The sequence below is a fragment of the Micromonospora tulbaghiae genome, from assembly GCF_900091605.1.
Taxonomy (GTDB): domain Bacteria; phylum Actinomycetota; class Actinomycetes; order Mycobacteriales; family Micromonosporaceae; genus Micromonospora; species Micromonospora tulbaghiae.
Window position 1 is genome coordinate 287,922 of the sequence record NZ_FMCQ01000002.1, and the last position, 16,793, is coordinate 304,714.

At 73.6% G+C, this 16,793-nt stretch carries 18 protein-coding genes; 9 read left to right on the forward strand and 9 right to left on the reverse strand.

Annotation, left to right across the window (positions count from 1 at the left end; all coding sequences use genetic code 11):
* The first annotated feature begins 7 nt into the window (after positions 1–7).
* From GA0070562_RS06350 to GA0070562_RS06360, 3 genes are read left to right on the forward strand one after another with little or no spacing between them, the layout of a single operon-like run.
* On the forward strand, positions 8–631 hold the full coding sequence (locus GA0070562_RS06350; RefSeq protein WP_091416781.1) for a DsbA family protein: 624 nt from the start codon (positions 8–10) through the stop codon (positions 629–631).
* Positions 628–1,095 carry a cobalamin B12-binding domain-containing protein gene (locus GA0070562_RS06355; protein WP_225853066.1) on the forward strand — a complete coding sequence of 156 codons (468 nt, stop codon included), beginning with the start codon at positions 628–630 and terminating at the stop codon, positions 1,093–1,095. The genes GA0070562_RS06350 and GA0070562_RS06355 overlap by 4 nt, the downstream gene beginning before the upstream one ends.
* Positions 1,092–2,396, forward strand: coding sequence for a methylaspartate mutase (locus GA0070562_RS06360; RefSeq protein WP_091416784.1), 1,305 nt, complete (start codon positions 1,092–1,094; stop codon positions 2,394–2,396). The genes GA0070562_RS06355 and GA0070562_RS06360 overlap by 4 nt, the downstream gene beginning before the upstream one ends.
* Positions 2,397–2,452: 56 nt before the next feature.
* Here GA0070562_RS06360 and GA0070562_RS06365 read toward each other — a convergent pair whose 3' ends face one another.
* Both GA0070562_RS06365 and pdxR read right to left on the reverse strand, forming a co-directional pair.
* Complete coding sequence (locus GA0070562_RS06365; RefSeq protein ID WP_254663746.1) at positions 2,453–4,693, reverse strand: MMPL family transporter; 2,241 nt, start codon at positions 4,691–4,693, stop codon at positions 2,453–2,455.
* A gap of 227 nt (positions 4,694–4,920) precedes the next feature.
* Positions 4,921–6,363: a MocR-like pyridoxine biosynthesis transcription factor PdxR gene (gene pdxR / locus GA0070562_RS06370; RefSeq protein ID WP_091416791.1), complete on the reverse strand. Its 1,443-nt coding sequence runs from the start codon at positions 6,361–6,363 to the stop codon at positions 4,921–4,923.
* Between the two features lie 46 nt (positions 6,364–6,409).
* On the opposite strand from pdxR, the gene GA0070562_RS06375 reads away from it, so the two are divergent.
* A complete protein-coding gene (locus GA0070562_RS06375; protein WP_091416794.1) occupies positions 6,410–7,717 on the forward strand; it encodes an FAD-binding oxidoreductase in 1,308 nt (435 codons plus the stop codon).
* Between the two features lie 61 nt (positions 7,718–7,778).
* Here the strand turns inward: GA0070562_RS06375 and GA0070562_RS06380 are convergent, their stop codons facing one another.
* The 5 genes from GA0070562_RS06380 to GA0070562_RS06400 all read right to left on the reverse strand — a co-directional run bounded on the left by GA0070562_RS06380 (position 7,779) and on the right by GA0070562_RS06400 (position 10,970).
* A complete protein-coding gene (locus tag GA0070562_RS06380; protein ID WP_244253760.1) occupies positions 7,779–8,084 on the reverse strand; it encodes an ArsR/SmtB family transcription factor in 306 nt (101 codons plus the stop codon).
* Between the two features lie 149 nt (positions 8,085–8,233).
* A complete protein-coding gene (locus tag GA0070562_RS06385; RefSeq protein WP_091416802.1) occupies positions 8,234–8,641 on the reverse strand; it encodes an arsenate reductase ArsC in 408 nt (135 codons plus the stop codon).
* Between the two features lie 58 nt (positions 8,642–8,699).
* The gene (gene arsB, locus GA0070562_RS06390; protein WP_091416806.1) at positions 8,700–9,785 is read right to left on the reverse strand and encodes an ACR3 family arsenite efflux transporter; all 1,086 of its coding nucleotides are present in this window, start codon (positions 9,783–9,785) and stop codon (positions 8,700–8,702) included.
* The gene (locus GA0070562_RS06395; protein ID WP_091416810.1) at positions 9,782–10,507 is read right to left on the reverse strand and encodes an arsenate reductase/protein-tyrosine-phosphatase family protein; all 726 of its coding nucleotides are present in this window, start codon (positions 10,505–10,507) and stop codon (positions 9,782–9,784) included. The genes arsB and GA0070562_RS06395 overlap by 4 nt, the downstream gene beginning before the upstream one ends.
* A 79-nt stretch (positions 10,508–10,586) precedes the next feature.
* A complete protein-coding gene (locus tag GA0070562_RS06400) occupies positions 10,587–10,970 on the reverse strand; it encodes an ArsR/SmtB family transcription factor (protein ID WP_091416814.1) in 384 nt (127 codons plus the stop codon).
* A 77-nt stretch (positions 10,971–11,047) separates the two neighbouring features.
* Here GA0070562_RS06400 and GA0070562_RS30210 point away from each other — a divergent pair, with 77 nt between their 5' ends.
* The 4 genes from GA0070562_RS30210 to GA0070562_RS06415 all read left to right on the forward strand — a co-directional run bounded on the left by GA0070562_RS30210 (position 11,048) and on the right by GA0070562_RS06415 (position 14,359).
* Positions 11,048–11,209, forward strand: a complete 162-nt coding sequence (locus GA0070562_RS30210) for a hypothetical protein (protein ID WP_175438665.1) — start codon at positions 11,048–11,050, stop codon at positions 11,207–11,209.
* Positions 11,210–11,293: 84 nt separating this feature from the next.
* Positions 11,294–11,623 (forward strand): ArsR/SmtB family transcription factor, encoded by a 330-nt coding sequence (locus GA0070562_RS06405; RefSeq protein WP_091416818.1) that lies wholly within the window; start codon positions 11,294–11,296, stop codon positions 11,621–11,623.
* Positions 11,624–11,720: 97 nt separating this feature from the next.
* On the forward strand, positions 11,721–13,136 hold the full coding sequence (locus tag GA0070562_RS06410; RefSeq protein ID WP_091416822.1) for an FAD-dependent oxidoreductase: 1,416 nt from the start codon (positions 11,721–11,723) through the stop codon (positions 13,134–13,136).
* The gene (locus GA0070562_RS06415) at positions 13,136–14,359 is read left to right on the forward strand and encodes an MFS transporter (RefSeq protein WP_091416825.1); all 1,224 of its coding nucleotides are present in this window, start codon (positions 13,136–13,138) and stop codon (positions 14,357–14,359) included. The genes GA0070562_RS06410 and GA0070562_RS06415 overlap by 1 nt, the downstream gene beginning before the upstream one ends.
* Here GA0070562_RS06415 and GA0070562_RS06420 read toward each other — a convergent pair.
* A complete protein-coding gene (locus GA0070562_RS06420; RefSeq protein WP_091416830.1) occupies positions 14,356–15,138 on the reverse strand; it encodes a DUF2470 domain-containing protein in 783 nt (260 codons plus the stop codon). The two genes, GA0070562_RS06415 and GA0070562_RS06420, sit on opposite strands and share 4 nt — an antisense overlap.
* 150 nt (positions 15,139–15,288) lie before the next feature.
* Complete coding sequence (locus GA0070562_RS06425) at positions 15,289–15,585, reverse strand: DUF1540 domain-containing protein (RefSeq protein WP_091416833.1); 297 nt, start codon at positions 15,583–15,585, stop codon at positions 15,289–15,291.
* 590 nt (positions 15,586–16,175) lie between these two features.
* On the opposite strand from GA0070562_RS06425, the gene GA0070562_RS06430 reads away from it, so the two are divergent.
* The gene (locus tag GA0070562_RS06430; protein ID WP_091416836.1) at positions 16,176–16,754 is read left to right on the forward strand and encodes a VanZ family protein; all 579 of its coding nucleotides are present in this window, start codon (positions 16,176–16,178) and stop codon (positions 16,752–16,754) included.
* The last annotated feature ends 39 nt before the right edge of the window (positions 16,755–16,793 follow it).

Consider the following 16,793-nt stretch of genomic DNA (forward strand, 5'->3'; position numbering starts at 1 on the left):
ACCCGACATGCGCAAGCCTCCCCGGCTCTACTTCTCGTTCCGCAGCCCGCGTAGCTGGCTGGCCGTGCGGCAGCTCACCGAACGCTGGCCGGATGCCCCGGACGTGGTCACCTTCGTGCCGCACTGGGTGCCCGACGACACCATGCGGACCGCGCTGGCCGAGGCGGACGCGAGCTTCCTGGACACGCCGGTCAGCCGAGCCAAGCACACCTACCTGCTGGTCGGCGCCGAGCGGCTGGCCCAGCGGTTCGGATACCGGATGGTGTGGCCGACGGAGGTGGACGTCGACTGGTCCATCCCGCACATGGCCTGGCTCTACGCCCGGGAGCACCAGCGCGGGTGGCAGTTCTATCAGGCGATGGTCTCGGCCCGCTGGGAACGCGGCGAGAACATCAGCGACCCGGCGGTGGTGGCCGCCGCGGCGATCGAGGCGGGCGTCGACCCGGCCGGGGCGAACGCCGCGGCCTGCGATCCGGCGACGCGGGCCCAGGCCGTGGCGGCGCTGGCCGGCGCCTACCAGGACGACATCTTCGCGGTTCCGTACTTCGTCGTCGGGCGGCACCGGTTCTGGGGCCTGGAGCGGATCGACGGGTTCCTCGACGCCGCGCTGGCCGCGGGGGTACGTGGGTGACCCTGTCGCCGGTCGTCGAGCGGCCTCCCGCGCGCGGTGGCCGCACCGTCGTGCTCGGCACGGTCTCCTCGGACGCGCACACGTGGAACCTGGTCTACCTCCAGCTGCTGCTGGAGGAGGCCGGCCATCGGGTGATCAACCTCGGTGCCTGTGTGCCGGCGGAGCTGTTCGCCACCGCGTGCCGCACCCACCGGCCGGACCTGGCGGTCGTCTCCAGCGTCAACGGGCACGGCTGCACCGACGGCAAGCGGCTCGCCGCCGTCCTGCGTGCCGACCCGGAGCTGGCCGGCCTGCCCCTGGTCATCGGCGGCAAGCTCGGCGTCGACGGGAAGCTGGGCCCGGCGCAGGTCGCCGAGCTCTTCGCGGCCGGCTACACCGCCGTGTTCCACGACGGCGCGGACCGCGACCGGTTCCTGGAGTACCTCGGCCGGGCCGAACTGACGACCACCGGGCGGCCCGGATGAACGAGGCCGGTGCGGTCGTGGCGCCGGGCCCGTTCGCTGCGGCCGTCGCCGCCGCGCGGGCCCGCGGCGCGCTCGTCGTGCAGCCCCGGATGGGCTTCGGCGACCCCGCCACGATGCGGGCCGGACTGGACGCTGTGGCCCGGGCGCCGGCCACGACGGTGGCCACCCTGACCCTCGACAGCTACACCCGGCTGGGTGACCACGAGGCGGCCGAACGCGCCCTAGCCGAGGGTGCGCCGCTCAACGGGTACCCGATCGTGGCGCACCCGCCGGACGTGACCCGCCGGGTGCTCGACGGTGCGCGCCGGCACGGCGTACCGGTGCAGGTCCGGCACGGCTCGGCGCTGCCCGAGGACATCTTCGCCGCGCTGTTGCGCACCGGCGTGGACGCCACCGAGGGCGGCCCGGTCTCCTACTGCCTGCCGTACAGCCGGGTGCCGCTGCGCGAGGCGGTGCGCAGCTGGGCGCGCTGCTGCGCCCGCTTCGCCCGGATGCGCGACGCCGGTGTGGAGCCGCACCTGGAGAGCTTCGGCGGCTGTCTGCTCGGGCAACTCTGCCCGCCCAGCCTGCTGGTGGCCGTGACGGTGCTCGAGGGCATGTTCTTCCGGCAGCACGGGCTGCGGAGCCTGTCACTCAGCTACGCCCAGCAGACGTGCGCCGAACAGGACGAGGAGGCGCTGGCGGCGCTGCACCGGCTGACCGGCGAGCTGCTGCCCGGACTGGACACCCATGTGGTGCTGTACACCTACATGGGGGTGTATCCGCGCACGCGGCCGGGTGCGCTGCGGCTGCTCGGGGCGGCCGCGCGTCTCGCCGTACGAGGTGGAGCGGCGCGGTTGATCGTCAAGACCCCGGCCGAGGCGCACCGCATCCCCACCGTCGAGGAGAACGTCGCGGCGCTCGTGCACGCCGCCCGGGTGGCCGCGGCCGAGCCGCCGGCACGGCCGAGCGTCGCCGACACCGGCATCTACGCCGAGGCGCGCACGCTTGTCGAAGCGGTGCTGGAACTCGACCCGGACGTGGGTCTCGCGCTCTGCCGGGCCTTCGAGCGGGGCGTGCTCGACATCCCGTACTGCCTGCACCCGGACAACGCCGGCCAGGCCCGGGGCTATCTCACCGACCGGGGCCGGCTGGTCTGGGCCCGGCCGGGCCGCATGCCGGTACGCGTGGACCGGCGCGGCGGCGGCGGGGAGATGACAAGTGAGCGGCTGCTCACCGCGCTGTCGCACGTGGCCGCCCGCTACGACGAGGAGGCGGCGTCGGCGGTCGGGCGCGACGGCGTCCGGGAGCTGGCGGGCTGACGGTCGGGGCCGTCGTACCGGACGTGTGTCCGGTACGACGGCCCCGATGGCGCTGATCAGCTCACCGCCACCGGATCGGGCCGCACCGCCGGATCGTCGGCCTCCTCGGTGACCTCGCCGTGCGGAAGCGTGGGCAACCAGGACAGCCAGTTGGGCAGGTACCAGGCGCGGGTGCCGAGCAACTTCATCGTGGCCGGCAGCAGGACCGCGCGCACCACTGTGGCGTCGATGAGGATGGCCACCGCCAGCCCCACGCCCATCTGCTTGAAGCTCAGCAGCGACATGGTCGCGAACACCGCGAACACCGCCACCATGATCAGGGCGGCGCTGGTGATGACCCCGGCGGAGGACCGGATCCCGGCGCTGACCGCCTGCTCGGTGGTCATCCCGCTGTCGTACGCCTCGCGGATCCGGCTGAGGATGAAGACCTGGTAGTCCATGGACAACCCGAACAGGATGACGAACAGGAACAGCGGCAGCCAGTTGACGATGGGGCCCGGCGTGAAACCGAGCAGGTCCGCGCCGTGGCCGTGCTGGAACACCAGCACCAGTACCCCGTAGGCGGCGGCCACCGAGAGCAGGTTCAGCACGATCGCCTGTATCGCCAGGGTGATCGAGCGGAAGCTGGCCAGCAGCAGGAGGAACGCGAACACCAGCACGAACGCCAGCACCAGTGGTGCGGTGCGGGCCATCTGCCGGTTGAAGTCGACGGTGGCGGCCATGTTGCCGGTGACGTACGCGCGCGCCCCGGGCTGCGCGCCCACCGTCTCGGGAATGATCCGTTCCCGCAGGGCCGCCACCGCCGCGCGGCCCTGGTCGCCGTAGCCGATGCTGAGCTGGACCGTGGCCACTGTTCCGGCCGGGTTGACCTGCACGCTCACGGGTTCGTGCGCCACACCGGTGGACAGGGCCTGCCCCTTGAGGCGCTCGATGGCGTCCCGCATCTCCGGGCTGGACACGTCATTCGCCCGAACCGCGACAGTGGCCGGCTCGTTGCCACCCGGGAAGGACCTGTCGATCGCCTTGAACGTAGCCGCGATCGGATAGTCGCCCTGGAGGTCGTCGATGCCGGGCTGGCCGAGCCGGATGCCGATGACGGGCGCCGCCAGCGCCACGAGCACGCCGGCGGTGACGAGGGTGGCGGTCCATGGACGGCGCAGTACCGCGGTGAGGACGGCGTTCCACGCCCGGCCGCCTCCGGCACGGCCGCCGAGGCGGCGGGGCCAGGTGACCCGTCCCCGGGTCCCCACCCGGACGATGCCGTGGATCACCCGGGCGTCAACCGCGTCGCCGAACACCGCGAGCGTCGCGGGCAACACGGTCACCGAGGCCACCATGGCCGTGAGCACGACCAGGATCGTTCCCTGGGCGAAGCCCATGAACACGCCGTGATCGGTGAGGAACATGCCGGCCATCGCGACGATCACCGTGACGCCGGAGATGAGCACGGCCCGGCCGGAGGTGGCCGCGGCGATCTCCAGCGCGTGTTCCCTGGACCGGCCGCGGGCTCGCTCCTCCCGTTCCCGCCGGACGTAGAACAGGGAGTAGTCGACACCCACGGCCAGCCCGATCAGCAGCATCAGGTTGGTGGTGGTGTCGGCGACGTGCAGCACCTTGCTGGCCAGGGCCAGCAGGCCGGTGGCGGCGAAGAACGCCGTCATGGACACGCCGAGCGGGATGAGCGTGGGCAGCAGGGTGCCGAAGGCGATCAGCAGGATGATCGCGGTGATCGGCAGTGACAGGGCCTCCGCTCGCCGGAAGTCGTCGTTGACCGCCTCCCCGGCCAGCCGCTGTGCGCTGGCGGCGCCCGCCTGCTCCACCCGCAGCCCGGGGTGACGGTCCTGTACGTCCGCGACCGCGTCCAGGACCGGCTGAACCCGCTCGTCGGCGCTGTCACCGGCCCCGGTCATGTCGAACAGCACCAGCGCGGTCGTGCCGTCCGCGGTGCGCGGGGCCGGTGCCGTCCCGTCGTACGGGGTTGTCACACGCGTGGCCTGACCGGTGGCCTCGACGGCGCTGCGGATCTCCTGCACCGTCTGGCGGAACTCCGGGCTGTCCACGGTGACGCCGTGGTCACGGGCCTGTACGAGCACCATCTCGCGGGCCACGTCGGGAAAGCCCGCCTCGTCGATGATCTGCTGGGCTCGGCGCGAGTCACCGTTCTGGCCCTCGTAGCTCTGCATCGGCGTGGTGCCCACCGCGTTGCCGACCACCGTGGCGAGCACCACGAAGGACAGCCAGATCAGGATCGCCCACCACCGGTGACGCGCGCTCCACCCGCCCAGGCGCGCCGCCACACTTCTTTTCCGCCGGGCTCCTACCGTGGTCAATGTCGGTCCTCCGCCATCCTGGACGGTGCCGTGCCTGCCGGCGCGGCCGTCGATCGGTTCGCGGCTCGTCGTCGAGCCTTCACCACGACTGAATCAGCGGGACCTCGAAGCAGCCTCGATGCCGCCCTCGTGCCTGGGCGGCGGCGCACCACCCGATCGAGGACGGGGGCGACCGGCCGAGGGCGGGCGGTACGTCAGCCGGGCGGCGTGCGCGCAAGCGCGGCCGCCGGCAGGATCCGGCACAGTGCCTCCAGCGCGGGCCCGTATCCGTACTCGGAGGGGGTGGCGTAGCCGACCACGAGGCCGTCGAGGGCGGGCATCGTCGAGGCCGGGTGGCGGAAGCCGGCCAGCCCGTCGAGCGCGATCGACTGCCGGGCCGCGGCCGCGACCACCTGGCGCTCGGTTCCCGGCGGCAGGCGCAGCACGGCGTGCAGTCCGGCGGCGACACCGGTCGGGGTGACGTGCGGGGCGTGGGCGGCGAGCGTGGCGACGAGGCGGTCGCGGCGCGCGCGATAACGCTGCCGCATCCGGCGGACGTGCCTGTCGTACCGGCCGGAGTCGAGGAAGTCGGCGAGCGTGAGCTGGTCCGTCACACCCGCCCACGCCTCGCGTTCGCCCTTGGCGGCCAGCACCGGGCCCACGAGCCGCTCGGGCAGCACCATCCAGCCCAGACGCAGCGCGGGGGAGAGGCTCTTGCTCACCGAGCCGAGGTAGACGACCCGCTCCGGGTCCAGGCCCTGGACGGCACCGACGGGCTCCCGGTCGTACCGGAACTCGCCGTCGTAGTCGTCCTCCAGGACCAGCGCGTCGCGGGCCTCCGCCCACCGCACCGCCGCGAGACGCCGCCGGGGATGCAGGGGCCCGCCGGTGGGGAACTGGTGCGCGGGCGTGAGCAGCGCCGTCCGTACCCCGGCGAGGCGGGGCAGCTCGTCGGTGCGGGCGCCGTCCGCGTCGATCGTGAGCGCGACGGTACGGACGCCTGCCGCCGCCAGGACCGCGCGGTGGAACGGGAGGCCGTAGGACTCCACGGCCAGCGGGCCGCGCAGGACCCGGCCGCCGAAGAGCAGGCGCAGCGCGTGCGCGAACCCGGAGCACACCACGATCCGCTCCGGGGTGGCGCGGACACCCCGTGCCCGCGCAAGGTACCCGGCCAGTGCCCGGCGCAGCTCCGGGCGGCCCTGCGGATCACCCGGCCCGAACGCCTCGTTCGGCGCGGCGTTCAGGGCGCGGCGTGCGGACGCCAGCCAGGCGGCGCGGGGGAAGGAGGCGGCGTCCGGTTGCCCCTGCCGCAGCTGGTGCACGGCCGGGGCCGGACGTGTGGGCGTCTGCCTCGGCACGCGGGCGGCTCGGACGGGCTCGGTGCGCGGCGCCACCCGCGTACCCGCGCCCTGGCGGGCGACCAGCCATCCCTCGGCCACCAGTTCGGCGTACGCGGCGGCGACTGTGTTGCGGGCCAGGCCGAGGTCGGCGGCGAGGGAACGGTACGGCGGCAGGAGGGCGCCGGCGGGCAGTCGCCCGTCCCGGACGGCCTCCCGCAGGGCGGAGGTGAGTGCGGACCGGCGGCCGCCGGCCCGGGACAGTTCCAGGTGCAGGTCACTGCCGAGCCGCTGCGCCGGATTGGCCCACGAATCCGCCATGCGAATGCACCCTAGTCCGGGCCTTTTCCGGCCCTACGGTGGGTTCATGGACACGATCACGAACGCCCCGCACCCGCTGCGCTCCGCCGTCCGGGGCCGGGTCCTGCTGCCGGGGGACGCCGGGTTCGACGTGGCCGGCCGGGCCTGGAACCTGGCCGTCGAGCAGTCACCGGCGGCGGTGGTCGAGGCCGCCGACGCAAACGACGTCGTCGCGCTCGTCCGGTACGCCCGCTCGGCCGGACTGAGCATCGCCGTGCAGCCCAACGGGCACGGCGCCACCGGCCGTGCCGACGGGGCGATAGTGCTGCGCACGGGCCGGCTGGACACCGTGGAGATCGACCCGGACACCCGCCGGGCCCGGATCGGCGCGGGTGTGCCGTCCGGCCGGCTCCAGGCCGCCGCGGCGCCGTACGGGCTCACCGGTCTGCCCGGCAGTTCCCCGGTGGTCAGCGTGACCGGGGTGGCGCTCGGCGGCGGGTTGAGCTGGTTCGGCCGCGCGTACGGCTGGGTGTCCGACGCCGTCACGGCGTTCGACGTCGTGGACGCCGAGGCGCGGCACCGGCGCGTCACCGCCGAGACCGACCCCGACCTGTTCTGGGCGCTGCGCGGCGGTGGCGGTGACTTCGCGATCGTCACCGCGCTCGAACTCGCGCTGCATCCCGCGCCGTGCCTGTTCGGCGGGCGGATGCTGTGGGCGGCGGCGCACGCCCGGGACGTGCTGGGTGCGTTCCGGCGGATCACCGCCACCGCGCCCGACGAGCTGACCGTGTGGGTGGACCTGCTGCACTTCCCCGGCGCCGATCCGACGGTGGCCCTCGACGTCACCTACCTCGGCGAGGAGAGCGGGGCGCGGGACCTGCTCGCGCCGCTGGACGTGTTGCCCCCGCCGGTCTCCGACAGCAGGCGGATCATGCCGGTCACCGAACTCGGCGGCATCACCGCCGAACCCACCGACCCCAGCCCGGGTGTCTCCCGGGCCGAGCTGCTGACCCGCCTCGACGACGACGCGGCCGAGGCGTTGCTGGCCGACCCGATCGCCCCGTTGCTGAGCGTGCAGCTCCGGCACCTGGGCGGTGCCCTCGCACGGGCCTCGGACAGCCCGCACGGCCCGCTCACCGAGCCGTACGCGCTCTATCTGTTCGGCGTCCCCACCGACCCGGCGGCCGTCACGGCGCGGCAGCGGGACCTAGCCGGCGCCCTGCCGGTCAGCGGGCGCAAGCCGGTGACGTTCCTCAACCGGGACGAGACGGTGGCCGACGCGTTCACCCCTGCCGTCCTCGACCGGCTCCGGGCGGTCAAGCGCCGCCACGACCCGGACGCGCTCGTCCGATCCAACTTCCCGGTGGCCGGCTGACGTTCCGGGGCACGGCCCGGTCAGGCCGGTGGGCACGCGCGGCAGCCCGGCAGTCCCCCGCTCAGCGGACCTTCTTCGTCGGCTGTTTACGAGGCGGCGTCAACGACTCGGCGATCGCCGAGATCGCGGACGGCACCAGGCGGTAGTACGCCCACACACCCCGCCTCTCACGCTCGAGCAGGCCGGCCCCGGTGAGGATCCGAAGGTGATGGCTGACGGTCGGCTGGGAGAGACCGAGCGGCGCGGTGAGGTCGCTGACGGACGCCTCGCCCTCCGGAGCGGACTGGATCAGGCTGAGCAGGCGCAACCGGGCCGGGTCGGCGAACGCCTTCAGGACTCCCGCGAGCCGTTCGGCATCGGCACGCATGATCGGCTCGCCGGCAAGCGGCGAGATGGCACGCTTGCATCGTTGCACCAACGGCGGCCGCCTGCCCGTGCAACCAGGAGCGGATCACCGTCAGTTGCACGCCGGGAGCTGCCGACCGCCGTCCGGCCGCGGAACAGTCAGGGCGGATGTCAGGCGCTGCGGCGCAGTTCGGCGAGCAGCCGTTCCACCCGGGTGCGGATCTCGTCCCGGATGGGGCGTACCGCGTCGAGACCCTTGCCTGCGGGGTCTTCGAGCTTCCAGTCCTCGTACCGCTTGCCCGGGAAGACGGGGCAGGCGTCACCGCAGCCCATGGTGACGATGACGTCCGAGGACTCCGCCGTCTCGTACCGCAGGAGCTTGGGGGTCTGGTCGGTGATGTCGATTCCGGCCTCCCGCATGGCCTCGACGGCGGCAGGGTTGACCTCGCCGGCGGGTGCGCTGCCGGCGGAGCGGACCTCGACGGTGTCGCCGGCGAGGTGGCGCAGCCACCCGGCGGCCATCTGGGAACGGCCGGCGTTGTGCACGCAGACGAACAGGACGCTGGGCTTGTCGCTCATCGGATCTCCCTGGTTCCGGTGGTCGCCGCGCGGCGTGCCGCGGCGCAGTCGAGGCGTCTCATGGCCGGGTTCCCGGCGCGGGGAACAGGCGGGCGCGGGCCCACAGCGACACGTAGACCAGGCCGACGAGGACCGGTACCTCGATCAGTGGGCCGACGACGCCGGCCAGGGCCTGGCCGGAGGCGATCCCGAAGGTGCCGATCGCGACCGCGATGGCCAGTTCGAAGTTGTTGCCCGCCGCGGTGAACGCCAGGGTGGTGGTGCGTTCGTAGTTCAGGCCGACGGCCCGGCCGAGCAGGTAGGAGCCGGCCCACATGAGGGCGAAGTAGGCCAGCAGCGGCAGGGCGATGCGGGCCACGTCGACCGGTCGGCCGGTGATGGCCTCGCCCTGCAGAGCGAACAGGACGACGATGGTGAACAGCAGTCCGTACAGGGCGACGGGTCCGATCCTGGGCAGGAATCGCTGCTCGTACCAGTCGCGGCCCTTGGCGCGTTCGCCGAGGCGGCGGGAGAGGTAGCCGGCGAGCAGTGGGATGCCGAGGAAGACGAGCACGTTGCCGGCGATGTCCCAGCCGGAGACCTCCAGCGCGGCGCCGTCCAGACCCAGCCAGCCGGGCAGTACCGACAGGTAGAACCAGCCGAGCAGGCCGAAGGCGAGGACCTGGAACACCGAGTTGACGGCGACGAGGACCGCCGCTGCCTCCCGGTCGCCGCAGGCCAGGTCGTTCCAGATGATGACCATCGCGATGCAGCGGGCCAGACCGACGATGATCAGACCGGTGCGGTACTCCGGCTGGTCGGCCAGGAACACCCAGGCCAGGGCGAACATGACGGCGGGACCGACGATCCAGTTGAGGATCAGCGACGAGACCAGGAGACGCCGGTCACCGGTGACCGTGTCGAGGCGGTCGTAGCGGACCTTGGCCAGCACCGGATACATCATGATCAGCAGGCCGAGAGCGATGGGCAGGGAGATGCCACCGACCTCGACGGCGTCGAGAGCGTCGTCCAGTCCGGGAACGATCCGGCCGAGCAGCAGGCCGGCGACCATGGCCAGGCCGATCCAGACCGGCAGGAACCGGTCGAGGCGCGACAGGCGGGCCACCACCGGTGGGGCGTGGTCGGCTCTGGTGGCGGTGCTCATGGGTGTCTCCCGTGGATCGTCGGCGCCGGCGCGTGCGCGTCGGGTGAGGTCGCCGCGGTGTGCGGGGCGACGCGGTCGACGCGGTCGGCGAGGTCGGCGTAGGCCGCCTCGAACGCTTCGTCGGTGTCGACGCGGGCCGGGTCCGGCACGGACCAGTGCAGGCGGGGGCGGACCGGCCCGGTGAGCTCCTCGTGGGCGTTGTCGCAGACGGCGATGACCAGGTCGTCGTCCCGGACGACGTCGTCGACGTGTGCGGTGCCGGCCGGGTCGAGGTCGAGGGCGTGGCGGTGGGCCACGGCGACCGCGCGGGGATGGACCCGGGGCGCCGGCCTGGTGCCGGCGGACGCGGCGTCGCCGTTGGTGCGTCGCTTCCACAGCGCCGCGGCCAGTTGCGAGCGGGCGGAGTTGTGGGTGCAGACGAAGACGACCCGATGCGCAGCCGCCAGCGGCGGCGGCGCGAGAGCGGAGAGGGCGGCCGGTCGGAGTCGCAAGTAGGTGCGCCGCCGGTCGCCCTCCGACCGGCCCCGGACGACGAGGCCGGCGTCGGTGAGGACCTTGACGTGGTGGGCGACCAGGTTCGTCGGCATGTCCAGGGCGTGGGCGATCTCCCCGGGGGAGGCGTCGCCCAGGGTGAGCGCGTCCACGATGGCCAGGCGGGCCGGATCGCCCAGCGCGGCGTGGATCCGCGCACGCTCGACCAGCGAATAATGCTCAATGTCCATTGACTCAATCATCGCTGAGTAATCCGGGAGCGTCAAGCCGGCATCGAGCGGATCGAAGCGCAGGGCGCCGCGCGGCGGTCTACCGCTGCGTCGCGGCGGTCGGCTCGCTCGCCAGCAGGCCGGCGAGCTGGCGCAGGATCTGTGGCCGCGCCCGGTAGTAGACCCAGGTGCCGCGCCGCTCGGCGTCCACCAGGCCCGCCTCGCGCAGGGTCTTGAGGTGGTGGGAGATCGTCGGCCCGGTCAGGTCGAACGCCGGCGTCAGGTCGCACACGCAGGCCTCGCCGCCGTCGGCGGAGGCGATCATCGACATCAGCTGCAGCCGTACCGGATCGCCGAGGGCCTTGAACGCGGGTGCCAGCACCGCGGCCGTCTCGGCCGGGACCCGGCGCTGCGCCAGCGGGGGGCAGCACGGCGCGTCGGCGTTGAGGTCGACGAGTGGGATCGGCGCCTGGTGCTTCGGCATGCCTCTAGGTTGACATCTATCTAATCAGCGTGCAAATCTCTGTTTAGACAGGCATCTAGACAGGGTGCCCCGAGGAAATGAGGCTCGCCATGTTCGGCTTCCCGCGTCGTCGGCCGTCAGTCCTGGCGGGAGTCCGGTTCTGCGACTCCTGTGCCCGGGTGTCCACTCCCGCGCAGCGGATCGACCGCCTCCACGACCGCGCCCGCACCGCCGCCTACGCGCTGACCGCTCCCCGCTGAGAAGGGGCCACCGCCCTGCGGGTCACCCGTTCCCGCGCCTGGTACGCTCCGATCGTTAATCGGCGATGGACGATAGAGGGAGTGATGGTGGGCGACCTCCTCGACCGCGGCACCGCGCAGACCTACGCCTCGTGGTTCCGGGCACTCGCGGACCCGACGCGGGTGCAGCTCGTGGAGTACCTGGCCCGCCACGCCCGGCCGATGAGCGTGGGGGAGATCGTCGCCGCCGTCGGGCTCGCCCAGTCCACCGTCTCCCAGCACCTGAAGATCCTCACCGAGGTGCGGTTCGTGCTCGTCGAGCCGGTCGGCACCGCACGCCACTACCGCATCAACGACGCCTGTGTCGGATGCTTCCCGTCCGCCGCCGACGTCGTCATGGGCCGCCCGGCTCCCGATCCGGTCGGAGCCTGCTGACGGCCGGCCGCGCCGTCACCTGATCCCGGTCCGTGCCGTCCGCGCGGCACCACCGCACCTCCTTGATTCGACAGTTCTCAATACAGAGGAGTTCCCGATGAGTGTCCTGGACGAGTTGCCCGTCGTGGTGATCGGCGCGGGCCCGGTGGGTCTGGCCGCCGCCGCCCACCTGCGCGAGCGTGACCTGCCCTTCCTCGTCCTGGAGGCCGGCGACACCGCCGGCGCGGCGGTGCGGCAGTGGGGGCACGTGCGGGTGTTCTCCCCGTGGCGGTACAACGCCGACCCGGCCGCCCGCCGGCTACTCGACGACACCGGCTGGATCGCCCCGGCCGAGGACGCCCTGCCCACCGGCGCCGAGCTGGTCACCGACTACCTCCAGCCCCTCGCGGACCTGCCGCAGCTCAAGCCCCACCTGCGCTACGGCGCGCGGGTGGAGGCGATCAGCCGGCTCGGCCTGGACCGGCTGCGCACCGCCGGCCGCGGACAGACGCCGTTCCTGATTCGCCTCGCCGACGGCGACGAACTGCTGGCCCGCGCCGTCATCGACGCCTCCGGCACCTGGGGCACCCCCAACGTCCTCGGCGCCTCCGGCCTGCCCGCCCGGGGCGAGAAGGACGCGGCGGCGTTCCTCGAACACGCACTGCCCGACGTGCTCGGCGCCGACCGGCGTCGCTTCGCCGGCCGGCGCACCCTCGTCGTCGGCGCCGGCCACTCCGCCGCGAACACCCTGCTCTCACTGGCCGAGCTGGCCACCGCCGAGCCCGGCACCGAGGTGATCTGGGCGATCCGCTCGGCCAGCCCGGCCCGCACCTACGGCGGCGGAGACGCCGACGCCCTGCCCGCCCGCGGCGCGCTCGGCGCCCGGCTTCGCGACCACGTCGACGCCGGCCGCATCCGGCTGCTCACCGGCTTCTCCGTGCACGCCCTCACCCCGGCCGAGGGCCGGGTCGCCGTGGTCGTGCGTCACGCCGACGGTAGCGATGAGCAGATGGTCGTCGACCGGATCGTCGCCGCCACCGGATTCCGCCCCGACCACTCGATCGCGGCCGAGCTGCGCCTGGACCTCGACCCGGTCATGGGCGCCACCCGCGCCCTCGCCCCGCTGATCGACCCGAACGAGCACTCCTGCGGCACCGTTCCCCCGCACGGCGCCGCCGAACTCGCACATCCGGAGGTCGGCTACTACGCCGTCGGCATGAAGAGCTACGGCCGCGCGCCGACGTTCCTCATGGCCACCGGCTACGAGCAGGTCCGCTCCGTCGTCGCCGCTCTTGCCGGCGACTGGGACGCCGCCCGCGACGTCCAGCTCGACCTGCCCGAAACCGGCGTCTGCAACAGCAACCCCGCCGACTCCACCGGCACCGACGGCTGCTGCGGCCCCGACCCGGCCGCCCAGCCGGCCGCACAGGGGCTGACGACCGGAATCTCCGGGGGCCTGCTCTCCGCACCGCTCAACCTGGTCAGCCTCGACACCCCGGCCGGAGGCCAGACCGGCGGCTGCTGCACCAGCTGATGACCACCACGACGGCGCCCGCCGGCCTCACGGCCGGCGGGCGTCACGGGTGGCGCGTCGTCGCCGCCCTCGCCGTCACCAGCACCATCGGGTACGGCACCCTCTACTACGCCTACGCGGTCCTCCTCGGCCCCATGGCCGCCGGCCTCGGCGCCTCCACCACCGCCGTCACCGGCGCGCTCACCGCCAGCGTCCTCGCCGGCGCGCTGATGGCCATCCCCGTCGGCAGGTGGCTCGACCGGCACGGCGGACGAACCCTCATGACTGCCGGCTCGATCGCCGCCACCGCCCTCCTGATCGCCTGGTCCCAGGTCCGAACGGTCGGGCAGCTCTACGTCGTCATGGTCGGCATCGGCATCGCCGGTGCGATGGTCCTCTACGAACCCGCTTTCGCCGTCGTCATCTCCTGGTTCGCCCCCGACAGACGCCCCGCCGCGCTGCTCGCGATCACCGTCGTGGCGGGGTTCGCCAGCACCATCTTCATGCCGCTCACCGGCGTACTGGCCGCCCACCTCGGCTGGCGCGGCGCGCTCCTCGTTCTTGCCGCCGTCCACGGCACGGTGACCATCCCCCTGCACGCCCTCGCCGTCCGCACACCGCCGCACCTCGCCCCCGCCACCCTCGCGGCGTCACCTGTCGTCCCGCGACAAGCGGCGGCCCGCGCCGCGATGCGCGACAGGCGGTTCTGGATCCTCGCCGCAGCCCTCGTCGCCCACGGCGCCGCGACCGGCACCATCGGCGTCCACCTCGTCGGCTATCTGACCAGCCGCGGCCACCCCGCGACCTTCGCCGCCGCCGTCGCCGGTCTCCTCGGCGTCCTGTCGGTCGCCGGACGACTCGTCCTCACCGGCGCCCGTCGCCGCCTCCCGATCACCGCCGTCGTCGCCACGGTCTTCGCCGTCCAGGCCGCCGCGGTCCTCGCCATGCCGTTCACCGCGGGAAGCCGGGTGGGCGCCGTCGTCACCGTCACAGGATTCGGCCTCGGCTTCGGCATCGCCAGCCTCGCCACCCCCGCGATCCTCGCCGACCGCTACGGAACCGCCGCCTACGCCACCATCGCCGGGCGACTCACCGCCCCCGTCACCACCGCCAAAGCCGCCGCACCCCTTCTTGCCGCCGTGCTTCTGGCGTACGGCGGCTACCACCTCCTGCTCGCCGCGGTCACCACGGCCTGCCTTCTCGCCGCCGCCGCGATGCGCTCCGTCGGGAGCGGCAGGCCCTAGGCGAGCAGCGTCCGCAGCGCCTCGGCCAGGCCGGCGCCGGCGGTGACCGGGCGGGCGAAGGGCAGCCGGGTGTCGGTGTGGCCGTCCGGCCGCTCCGCGCGCAGCACGATGCCCTCGGCGTCCAGCGCGACCGGGACGACGCGCGCCGAAGCGGCGGGGTCGACGAGCGTGCCGAGCCGGTCGAGGACGTCGCGGTGGCAGCGCGTCAGGTGCGCGAGGTGGGCGGCCTCGTCGACGGCGATCGGATCCGGCCGGGCCGCGCGGTACGCGCCGAGGTCCACCGAGACGGGATCGGCGGTCCGGTCGAGGACGACCTCGTCCGGCGCGATCGCCCACAGCGCCACCGGGGGCAGGTCGAGCAGCGACATCACGGTGGCCGGATCGCAGGAGTCGAGGGCGGCCGGGTCGAACCGGCGGGCGGTGCCGAGGATCCGCAGCCGGGCGCGCACCCGGGAGCGTACGGCGACCGGGGCGAGGTGGGTCACGTCGAGGCGTACCGCACCGGTGTGGCCGCGCGCGGCGACCAGCAGGCCGCCGGTGCGGCTCATCGCGTCGACAGCGAGGACGACCGTGCCGTCAGGAAGGACGGCGTGGGCGGAGAGGAGGTCGGCGGTGGTGTCGCCGAGCGTTAGCCGCAGTGAGGAGGCGGCGGTCAGTACGCACCGGGCGGCGACGGCGTCGTGGGGCGTGGGGGTGCCCGTACCGCCCGCCGACGGCCCTGCGGCGACCGGGACGACACCGGCCGCCGGGGCCGGACGCCCCGCGGGGTGCAACGCCATGTCTGTCTCCTCGGCCGGGAAGGGTGAAGTCGGCCCAGGTCAGACGGTAGTAGGTAGGCTTACCTGTGCAACGGCGGGTCGGGTGCCGAAGACGCGGCACGGGTCACGACGGTGACCGTCGTGACCCGTGCGGGCGTGCTGTCCGGTTTGTCAGGCGGGCTGGTAGGTGAGGCAGTCGCTGACCGTGGCGCCCGGACCGACCGTGATCGACTCGGCGGTGCAGGCGAGGTTGGTGTTGTACACGCACTCGGCCCGCGCGCACGCGCCCACCGCGCCGGTGACCTCCTTCATCCCGCCGCTGAGCGACGACTCGACGAAGGTCGCGCAGGAGGCCGCGTCGGCGGTCGCCGCCACGGTGATCGCGGGGGCGTGACAGCCGCTGTCGTTGAAGCTGCACGCGGTGGCGGCGCATTCACGTACCGGCGGAGACTGCAACAGGGTCTTCATGGTGCCTCCAAGTCATGCGGGCCGGCGGACGCGAACGGCCGGCCTCGTGGTGCTCGAATGCCATCTGGTATTTGCCGTGCGGCCGGTCCTCAAACCCGTCGGCCGCCAGTGCGGATCATGCTCACCTTAACAACGGAATGCGGGTTTCGCGGCCGTTAGTCGCCGTTTCCGCGCGGAATCCCGAACGACGAAGATAAGGCTTGCCTTGGTTAGGTGAGTCTTTCTTTACCCGCTGCCGGCGTGAAAGCGGATGCGTGATTTCCACCGGCCGGACCGCGGCTCATCTGCGGTTATGCTTGCTGCCCACCGGCCGGATACCCGGCGGTCGCGGTGGAATGGGTGAGCGCGTGACGACCGTGTGTCCCGAAACGGCCGGCACCATTGCGGCCCGCGCCTAAATACCGGCCGGGAAATCGGCGATCGACGGGGATTCGCGACCGGCCCGGCGGCGGAATGCGAATCCGGAGACGGTGGGCGCGGGCGCCGCGTACGCGACGGCATCCGGGCCGGTGTCACCGGTCGGCGCGGCCGTGGCACCCTGAGCGGACCGTGGGCCCGGTGCGGGCCCGGCGGATCCGGGCGGAGGCGGCGTGATCGAGGGATGGCACGGCTGGTTCGGCACGATCAACGGGGTCGTGCTGCTCACGGTGGCCGCGTTGCCGGCGGCCGCGCTCGTGGTGTGGCTCCTGGCCGGCAGGCGCGGCGGCACGCGGCCGGCACGGCGGAGGTCGCTGGCCGAGGTGGGCATCGTCTACGGGACCGTGCCGTGGGTCTGGATGATCATGCTGCCGGGGGACGGCGCCGGCGTGGTCCCCGGCCGGGTGAGCCTGGTGCCGCTGCGGGACCTGCTCACCGTCCTCGCGAGCGGGCCGCTGACGGTGACGGTCCAGATCGTCGGCAACCTGCTGGTGTTCGCAGCGCTCGGGTTCTTCGCCCCGCTGCGGTTCGCGGCGCTGGCGTCGGTGCCGCGGATCCTGGCGCTCGCGGCCGGCTGCTCGGCCGTGGTCGAGGTCGCGCAGTACGTCCTGCGGCTGGACCGGGTGTCCTCCGTGGACGACGTCCTGCTCAACACCGCCGGCGCCGGGCTGGCCGCGCTGGCGTCGCGCCGCTGGTGGCGCGAGCCGGCCGAGGTGTCACCGGCCGCCACCGGTCCGGCGCCGGTTCGCTGAGCGGGGCGCGGCCCGGGTTGCGCGGACGGCACGATGGGC